8 protein-coding genes and 2 pseudogenes are annotated in these 7,518 nt (G+C 41.2%); 8 read left to right on the forward strand and 2 right to left on the reverse strand.

Translation table 11 applies throughout. The annotated features are described in order from the left end of the window. The first annotated feature begins 296 nt into the window (after window positions 1-296). The 8 genes from CDZ78_RS16375 (at window position 297) to CDZ78_RS16410 (ending at window position 6,040) form a co-directional block, all read left to right on the forward strand. Entirely contained in the window at window positions 297-866 is a 570-nt protein-coding gene (locus CDZ78_RS16375) for a hypothetical protein (RefSeq protein WP_087870961.1), read from the forward strand. A 358-nt stretch (window positions 867-1,224) separates the two neighbouring features. Beyond that, on the forward strand, window positions 1,225-1,872 hold the full coding sequence (locus CDZ78_RS16380; RefSeq protein WP_087870954.1) for a TMEM165/GDT1 family protein: 648 nt from the start codon (window positions 1,225-1,227) through the stop codon (window positions 1,870-1,872). A gap of 178 nt (window positions 1,873-2,050) precedes the next feature. Beyond that, a complete protein-coding gene (sdhC, locus tag CDZ78_RS16385) occupies window positions 2,051-2,437 on the forward strand; it encodes a succinate dehydrogenase, cytochrome b556 subunit (protein WP_087870955.1) in 387 nt (128 codons plus the stop codon). Window positions 2,438-2,439: 2 nt separating this feature from the next. After that, on the forward strand, window positions 2,440-2,823 hold the full coding sequence (sdhD, locus tag CDZ78_RS16390; protein ID WP_087870956.1) for a succinate dehydrogenase, hydrophobic membrane anchor protein: 384 nt from the start codon (window positions 2,440-2,442) through the stop codon (window positions 2,821-2,823). Window positions 2,824-2,829: 6 nt separating this feature from the next. Beyond that, entirely contained in the window at window positions 2,830-4,614 is a 1,785-nt protein-coding gene (gene sdhA / locus CDZ78_RS16395; RefSeq protein ID WP_087870957.1) for a succinate dehydrogenase flavoprotein subunit, read from the forward strand. Next, on the forward strand, window positions 4,614-5,399 hold the full coding sequence (locus CDZ78_RS16400) for a succinate dehydrogenase iron-sulfur subunit (RefSeq protein WP_087870958.1): 786 nt from the start codon (window positions 4,614-4,616) through the stop codon (window positions 5,397-5,399). The genes sdhA and CDZ78_RS16400 overlap by 1 nt, the downstream gene beginning before the upstream one ends. 67 nt (window positions 5,400-5,466) lie before the next feature. After that, window positions 5,467-5,649, forward strand: coding sequence for a succinate dehydrogenase assembly factor 2 (locus tag CDZ78_RS16405; RefSeq protein ID WP_230990783.1), 183 nt, complete (start codon window positions 5,467-5,469; stop codon window positions 5,647-5,649). Next, window positions 5,615-6,040 carry a protein YgfX gene (locus CDZ78_RS16410; protein WP_140414137.1) on the forward strand — a complete coding sequence of 142 codons (426 nt, stop codon included), beginning with the start codon at window positions 5,615-5,617 and terminating at the stop codon, window positions 6,038-6,040. The genes CDZ78_RS16405 and CDZ78_RS16410 overlap by 35 nt, the downstream gene beginning before the upstream one ends. A 168-nt stretch (window positions 6,041-6,208) precedes the next feature. Here the strand turns inward: CDZ78_RS16410 and CDZ78_RS16415 are convergent. Continuing rightward, window positions 6,209-6,969: pseudogene (locus CDZ78_RS16415) on the reverse strand (M48 family metallopeptidase). 5 nt (window positions 6,970-6,974) lie between these two features. Continuing rightward, a pseudogene (locus CDZ78_RS16420) lies at window positions 6,975-7,493 on the reverse strand (type I restriction endonuclease subunit R); the annotation flags it as partial. Window positions 7,494-7,518: the final 25 nt, after the last annotated feature.

The following is a 7,518-nucleotide window of genomic DNA, read 5'->3' on the forward strand; positions in this document are numbered from 1 at the left end:
GCGGGGAGTCGCTATTTTTGCGAAAGCTTGTTTTGGGCATCCCAGCCCAAGCAAGCAGCAAAAACTTAACGCGACCACTTATGCCTCCGGCGGCCCCGATTCGTCCTCGTCACCTCGTCCCGACCCAACAAGGGGTCGGAACATAGGCTCCAAATGACTTGACGCCGTGTCGGATGGCCTTTTATTTTGTCTCCACCTTCGCTAACGCTCAGACTCCGACAAAACAACGGCCCTACGGCTATCGCGGACTAAAAATCATCACTTCGCTTAGGCTACCTTTCCCTGATTTTCAGCGTATGAATTTCTTACAACAAAATACGAAATATTTAACTATTTTTGCACTTGCATTGCTGATGGCATTAACCAGGAGTGATCATTTTGGTAGTGCGATTACTTTACCTGATGCTTCCCTGGCAGTGTTTTATCTGGCAGGTATTTTTACAGGCGGGGTTTTAAGTTTTGTGGTGTTATTAACTGAGGCAGCATTGCTGGACTATATCGCGATTACTCACTGGCAAGTCAGTGATTATTGTATTTCTCCGGCGTATGTGTTTTTAATTCCCACTTATGCGATCATGTTGTTGGCAGGGAAATGGAGTGCAAAGTACACAAGCTTAAACAGTCGTGATCTGAGCCGTCAGCTTATGTACTTATTAGTAGCAGGTTCGATTGCATTCCTTATCTCTAATGGTAGTTTTTACCTGCTTTCAGGGAAGTTTCCTGAGTTATCGGTTGTAGAATATATGCAACGAGTTGCAAAATATTATCCTGCATATATAAGCTCTACTTTAATCTATAGCCTGGCTATTTTACTTTTTAGCAAGCTGGTTTTTGCACTTTATCAAGAAAAGTATAAAACGGCATAAGTAAGTTAAATGCTCCCTAGGAATGCAGATTTAATAATATCCGAAAGTCTATGTTTCTAATGTAGCCTGTATGGAGCTTGCGTAATACAGGAAAAGTAGCGGATACATTTTTCCGTATTCCGCAAGTTCCATACGGGCTACACAAAATTTCGAGTTTTACTTGGTCTGCGCCTCTAGCGTTCCTTCCGGGTCATACCTTTTTCCTGGCTGCTAGCTGTATCTATTTAAAACTCCATTTTTAGTTCCTTCGCCCTGAGGGAGAAGGCTAGGATGAGGGGGTATAATAGCAAAGCTGTAGGACTGTCTTGATTCAGTGGCATCTATAGTCCTACTAATCTAACAAAACACATTAAAATTTATGCAAGCCTTGCAAAACATTTTTACCTATTTGTCTTCCTTAAACGTAATGGATCTTTCTGCAACTGCCAGTACTAGTTTTTTACTGGTTGCAGCAGCAGAAATTGGAGATAAAAGTCAATTGGTTTGTATGACACTTGCTGCTCGTCATCGAGCATTGCCTGTACTTTTGGGTGCGGTTGCATCTTTTGCCTTTTTAAACAGCCTGGCGGTTATCTTTGGCGTAGCTATTGCTAGCTGGTTTCCTGCCTATATTGTTTCGGCTACGGTAGCTATTTTATTTGCCGTATTTGGGCTTCATTCATTAAGTGTCAATGAAGAGGGCGATGATGAAGAAGTGCTTGAGAAAAGTGGACATAATCTTTTCTTTACCACCTTTCTTTTAATCACCGTTGCTGAATTTGGTGATAAAACACAATTAGCTGTAGTCGCTTTAAGTAGTACCGCACTGCCGATTGCTGTATGGATTGGTGCAACTTGTGCATTGATATTAACGTCTACACTAGGCGTTATTGCTGGAAGAACAATTTTGCAAAAGTGCCCCCTTAGCCTTTTACATAAAATAAGTGGCCTCATTTTTCTTGTTTTAGCAATATTAGCTGCTTACAATTCCTACCTAAGTTATATGCTAACTACTCAGCTTATTTAAAAATCTAATGAATGATAAAGCAAATTAGGCCGCTTTCATTCGAACAAAGGGTCGATAGGGTGTTCTAATCTTAGACATACCTTGTTTGCGGCTTTGCATAAAATCAAAATTGATAATGGAATAATCTCTAATGAGCCTGTATTATTAGGGGTTCAATTCTAAGTCGAGTATTTGTGTTATGCAACAGAGAAAAAGACCGCTTTCACCTCATTTACAAGTGTATAAACTCCCCTTAACAGGAATGGTTTCCATTATGCATAGGATGATGGGGGTATTATTAACGGCTGGATTGGTGCTATTTGTAATTAGCCTGGCAATCATTCAATGTGGTGCCAGTAGCTTTGAGTCTATGCAGAGCTTGATACAGCAGCCATTAATAGGAATAGCTCTCTGGTTGATGATTTATGCCTTATTTTTTCATTTATGTCATGGTGTTCGTCATTTAATCTGGGATGCTGGTGAGGGTTACGAAAAAGCGTTAATGAATTACTATATTTTATTGGAAATGTTTGCCGCTATTGCGCTGACATTTCTTAGTTTCTTATTTGTTCAGGTGGGGAGTTAGGCATGGATTATCAAACGCCCTTAGCTAAAGCCCGTGGCCTGGGATCTGCAAAAAGTGGTACGACACACTGGTGGATGCAAAGAGTAACAGCCGTTGCTTTAATCCCCTTATCTTTTTGGCTAATTTTATTTATTGATCAGTTATTTAATGCTTCTTATGATGAGATTAAGCAATGGCTAATCAGTCCGCTTAATTTTACTTTATTACTTGCCTGGGCATTTACTGGTTTTTATCATGCTGCATTGGGGCTACAAGTTGTTATTGAAGATTACGTCAATCCTGACTGGATAAAAATTGTTTTGGTCTGGGTGATTAAACTGACTTTTTCCGGGATGGCTATAGCATCACTAGTATTTGCTATACGTATTGCTATTTCAGCAGGATAATTAAAAATGAAAGATAAGTATAAGATTATTGAGCATGAATATGATGTAGTCGTTGTTGGTGCAGGTGGTGCAGGTTTACGTGCTACCTTCGGGATGGCCGAGAAAGGCTTGAAGACCGCTTGTATTAGCAAAGTCTTTCCAACCCGGAGTCATACCGTTGCGGCACAGGGCGGGATTAGTGCAGCACTAGGTAATAATGGTGAAGATGACTGGCGCTGGCATATGTATGACACGGTCAAAGGGTCAGACTGGTTAGGTGACCAGGATGCCATCGAATACATGTGCCGTGAGGCGATTCCAGCAGTATTAGAACTAGAACATTATGGCGTGCCATTTTCACGCAATGAAGATGGCAAAATTTATCAACGTGCCTTTGGTGGAATGACGACACACTTTGGTGAAGGCACTGCGCAAAGAACTTGTGCTGCTGCGGATGTTACTGGTCACGCCATTTTGCATACACTATATCAGCAGTCTTTGAAGCATGAAGCTGAATTTTTTATCGAATATATTGTTATAGACTTAATTATGGAAGAGGGCGCTTGCCGTGGTGTTTTGGCATGGTGTCTGGATGACGGTTCTATGCATGTGTTTAAGGCGCATACGGTGATAATAGCTACTGGTGGTTATGGGCGTTGCTTTTTTTCCTGTACTTCAGCGCATACAGTAACTGGTGATGGCAGTGCCATGGTATTACGTGCAGGCTTGCCGTTACAGGATATGGAGTTTATCCAATTCCATCCAACAGGAATTTATGGTGCCGGTTGTTTGATTTCCGAAGGCGTACGCGGAGAGGGTGGTTATTTAACCAACTCTAAAGGGGAGCGTTTTATGGAAGAATATGCACCGCATGCAAAAGATCTTGCTTCTCGTGATGTAGTGAGTCGGGCGATTACCATGGAAGTAAATGCCGGACGAGGTATTGGTGAACATAAGGATCATGCTTATTTACATGTTGAGCACCTGGATCCTGAGATTATTAATGAACGTTTGCCGGGAATCTCTGAGCTGGCACGAATTTTTGCTGGTATTGATGTGACTAAAGAGCCTATCCCTGTTATTCCTACCGTGCATTACAATATGGGGGGAATTCCAACCAATTATAAAGCCGAGGTGGTGACCTTAAAAGATGGCAACCCTGATACTGTAGTCTCTGGTTTGATGGCTATTGGCGAGGCGGCTTGTGTATCAGTGCATGGTGCAAACCGTCTGGGTTCAAACTCATTGCTGGATCTAGTTGTTTTTGGTCGTGCGGCAGCGATACGTTGCGCAGAATTGATCAAACCAGGAACGCCCCACAAACCTTTACAAGAAGGTGCTTATGATAAGGCTCTGGCTCGTTTTGACCGACTGCGTTTTGCTGAAGGAAGTTTAAAAACTGCTGATATTCGTCTGGATATGCAGAAAGCCATGCAAAAGCATGCGGCTGTTTTCAGAACGCAAGATATGCTAACGCAAGGTGAGCAAAAAATAGCAGAGATTCGTGCTTCGTTTGCGGATGTACAGATTAGTGATCACTCCTTAATCTGGAATACCGATTTAGTGGAAACTCTGGAACTAGAAAACCTACTGGATTTATCGATGGTCACCATGTCTGCGGCATCCAATCGTACTGAAAGCCGTGGTGGACACGCGCGAGATGATTTTCCGGATAGAGATGATGAAAACTGGTTAAAACATTCTGTGCTGTGGATTGAGGATGATAAAGTTAAAATCGATTATCGACCTGTGCATATGTACACTTTAACCGATGAAGTTGACGTGATTCCACCGAAAAAGAGGGTCTACTAATGGTTGAATTTACATTGCCAAAAAATTCAGTGGTAAAAAAAGGTAAGTTTTTTTCAGCACCCAAAGGCGCGACACGAGTTAAACGGGTTGAAGTGTATCGCTGGGATCCTGATACGGATGAAAACCCTCGCATTGACTGTTACGATATTGACCTGGATCAATGTGGTGAAATGGTGCTGGATTTAATCCTTAAAATTAAAGATGATATCGATAGTAGTCTGACATTCAGGCGTTCTTGCCGTGAAGGTGTCTGCGGCTCTTGCTCCATGAATGTTAATGGCAAAAATACCCTGGTGTGTATTAAAGCTATTAGTGAATATAAAGGGATGATTAAGATTTTTCCTTTACCGCATATGGATGTAATTAAAGATCTGGTCGCTGATATGACCCATTTTTATGCGCAATATGCTTCGATCAAACCCTGGCTAGAAACACTGACTCCACCCCCTGCTGACAGCGAACGCTTGCAGAGTGTTGAAGAACGTAAGCAATTAGATGGTCTGTATGAGTGTGTGTTGTGTGCCTGTTGTTCGACTAGTTGCCCTAGCTATTGGTGGAATAGTGAGAAATATCTGGGGCCTGCAGTTTTATTGCAGGCGCATCGCTGGTTAAGTGATAGTCGCGATGAACATACTGGCGAACGCCTAGATGATTTGCAAGACCCGTTTAAATTGTATCGTTGTCATACCATTATGAATTGCACAGATACCTGCCCGAAAGGGTTGAATCCGGCAAAAGCGATTGCAGAAATCAAGAAAATGTTGCTGGTAAGGCAAGAAGGTTAATATTCCTGAGCATGATATAAAACGTCTGCGCTGGCAGTGTCGGCGTGGGACAAAGGAACTGGATGCTGTGTTGTGTGCTTTTCTAGACCAAAATTATGCTCGTTCTAGCTCAGTGGATCAGGCTTTATTTCGCGAGTTATTAGCATTAGAAGATAATTTTTTAATAGCTTATTTTTTTACCGATAGATTGCCGGAAAAAGAAAGGTTAAAACAGCTTGTCAAAAAAATCCGAACCGCCTTTATCGATTGATATAAAGCAGTCGCAATATATACTTGGCTTTATTATCGTCGTGCATGTATTGGCAATATTTACTAGCTTCATGCTGCCGCTGAGTTATGTGCTTAAAGCGCTGTTAATATTGGTACCTGTTAGCAGTTTTTATTTTTATATACAGCGTTACCGGCATCATTATTATGCATTTAGCCTAAAATATTCAGCTGAAAGTTCCTGGGAATTAAGCGAGGGTGACGATTATTTAGCGATGCATATTTTAAAATCGAGCGTACTCACGTCATTTATTATAATTCTACATGTCGAGATCGATAATAAACGCCGAAGCCTGCTGGTTTGCCAAGATGCCGTATCTGCCGAGGAATACCGGCGGCTATTTGTGGCCTTAAAAATCATGAAGCTGGAATGACAATATTGCTTGTTAATCCTGCATCAAACTTTCGAGTATTAAGGAATATACACGAAATAACTCAGACGGGTCGTAACCGATCAGTCCCCCTCCTTATGAAGGATGGGTTAGGGGAGGTTTTATAAAAAAAAGGCGCCTTTCAACCCTCGTTTTACGCATGGCTATTTATCATTCATTCAAATACAACTCAGCCATATCATCCAGCTTAGCCTTCACCTCTTTCCATTGCGGCATAACCTGAGTCAATAACCACCAAAATCGCTCACTATGATTATGCTCAGCAATATGACATAGCTCATGTAAAATAACATAATCAATAGACTCTTTAGGCGCTTTACTAAATGAGGGTTAAGCATCAACATACCTTTGCTTGAACAGCTTCCCCATTGTTTTTTCATGGTTAGAATACGAAATGATGGCCTGCCAGATACCCATGTTGTTTTGGGTAACATAAGGTTTAAGCGCTCATGAAAGATAATCTCAGCACGGTATTGATACCATTGATTGATTAATGCTTTTACAGGCTGGGCTTTTTTTTCATTATCTTGGAGTAATGTAACGGCCAGTTTTCCACGCAATAATTTAACATTGGCAACAGCAGTAGGATCAATCAATACCTTCAACATATATCGCCGACCTAGATAAAACTGAGCTTCACCACTAAGGTATTTTCGCGCTAAGACATGCTCATGTTGAGCGTTTAATGCAGAGATATGTTGCCATACCCAACGTACTTTTTTAAACATCGCTGTTTGAATGGCTTTACTAGTCGCATCATGCGGAACAGTAGCCACCACACGTTGATCAGGATGTACCTTTATGGTGACCTTACGGGGTGTTTTTACGCCTGCTGTTTTACGTATCACATCATAATAAATAAGCTCATCACCATAGGCAATAACACCTCGTTCTTGCGTAACAGTATCTATCTTGCTCACGCTCTTGCAATACCTAAACGAGTAATTTGCAAAATCTCTTGAATAAAGCGTTGTGCATTCTCAATACCTAAATCACCAAACAGCATAGGTAATAACTTCATGCTAATGGTATTTTCAATTTCCGCTGGATTGATAGAAAACTCGGCCACAGCTGTTTTAACAATTTTATCAATTTCAAAAGCATACTCAGTCAACTTATCATCATCCAGTTCAGCAGCACTGAGTAATTCAGAATCAAACAGATGTTTAAATAAACCAAAATAAGCCTGTGCATGTTTATTATCAGAAAATTCATCAGGCATCCCCGCAACACTACGGGACTTTACCTCCTGTTCAAAATTAGCAAATAAAATATATTGCTTCACAGGAGCATCAAACATCGCCTTTGTATCAGCAATGGCTTTCTTTAATAAATTAGAAAAATACTCTTGAGCATAAGGATCATCAGCCAGGTCTTGCTTAATCATCTTGGTAATACGGCCTGTAATTTTATCTGTCTGATTTCGTGCTTCATCCGCTGAAAATCATGGAAACGGAGCT

The sequence above is a fragment of the Bathymodiolus platifrons methanotrophic gill symbiont genome (assembly GCF_002189065.1).
In the GTDB taxonomy this organism is placed as follows: Bacteria; Pseudomonadota; Gammaproteobacteria; order Methylococcales; family Methylomonadaceae; genus Methyloprofundus.

What these genes read in the sequence shown, in the direction of transcription:
- CDZ78_RS16380 (WP_087870954.1), top strand. Translation starts at nt 1,225, where the DNA reads ATGCAAGCCTTGCAAAACATTTTTACCTATTTGTCTTCCTTAAACGTA.
- sdhD (WP_087870956.1), top strand. Translation starts at nt 2,440, where the DNA reads ATGGATTATCAAACGCCCTTAGCTAAAGCCCGTGGCCTGGGATCTGCA.
- sdhC (WP_087870955.1), top strand. Translation starts at nt 2,051, where the DNA reads ATGCAACAGAGAAAAAGACCGCTTTCACCTCATTTACAAGTGTATAAA.
- sdhA (WP_087870957.1), top strand. Translation starts at nt 2,830, where the DNA reads ATGAAAGATAAGTATAAGATTATTGAGCATGAATATGATGTAGTCGTT.
- CDZ78_RS16400 (WP_087870958.1), top strand. Translation starts at nt 4,614, where the DNA reads ATGGTTGAATTTACATTGCCAAAAAATTCAGTGGTAAAAAAAGGTAAG.
- CDZ78_RS16375 (WP_087870961.1), top strand. Translation starts at nt 297, where the DNA reads ATGAATTTCTTACAACAAAATACGAAATATTTAACTATTTTTGCACTT.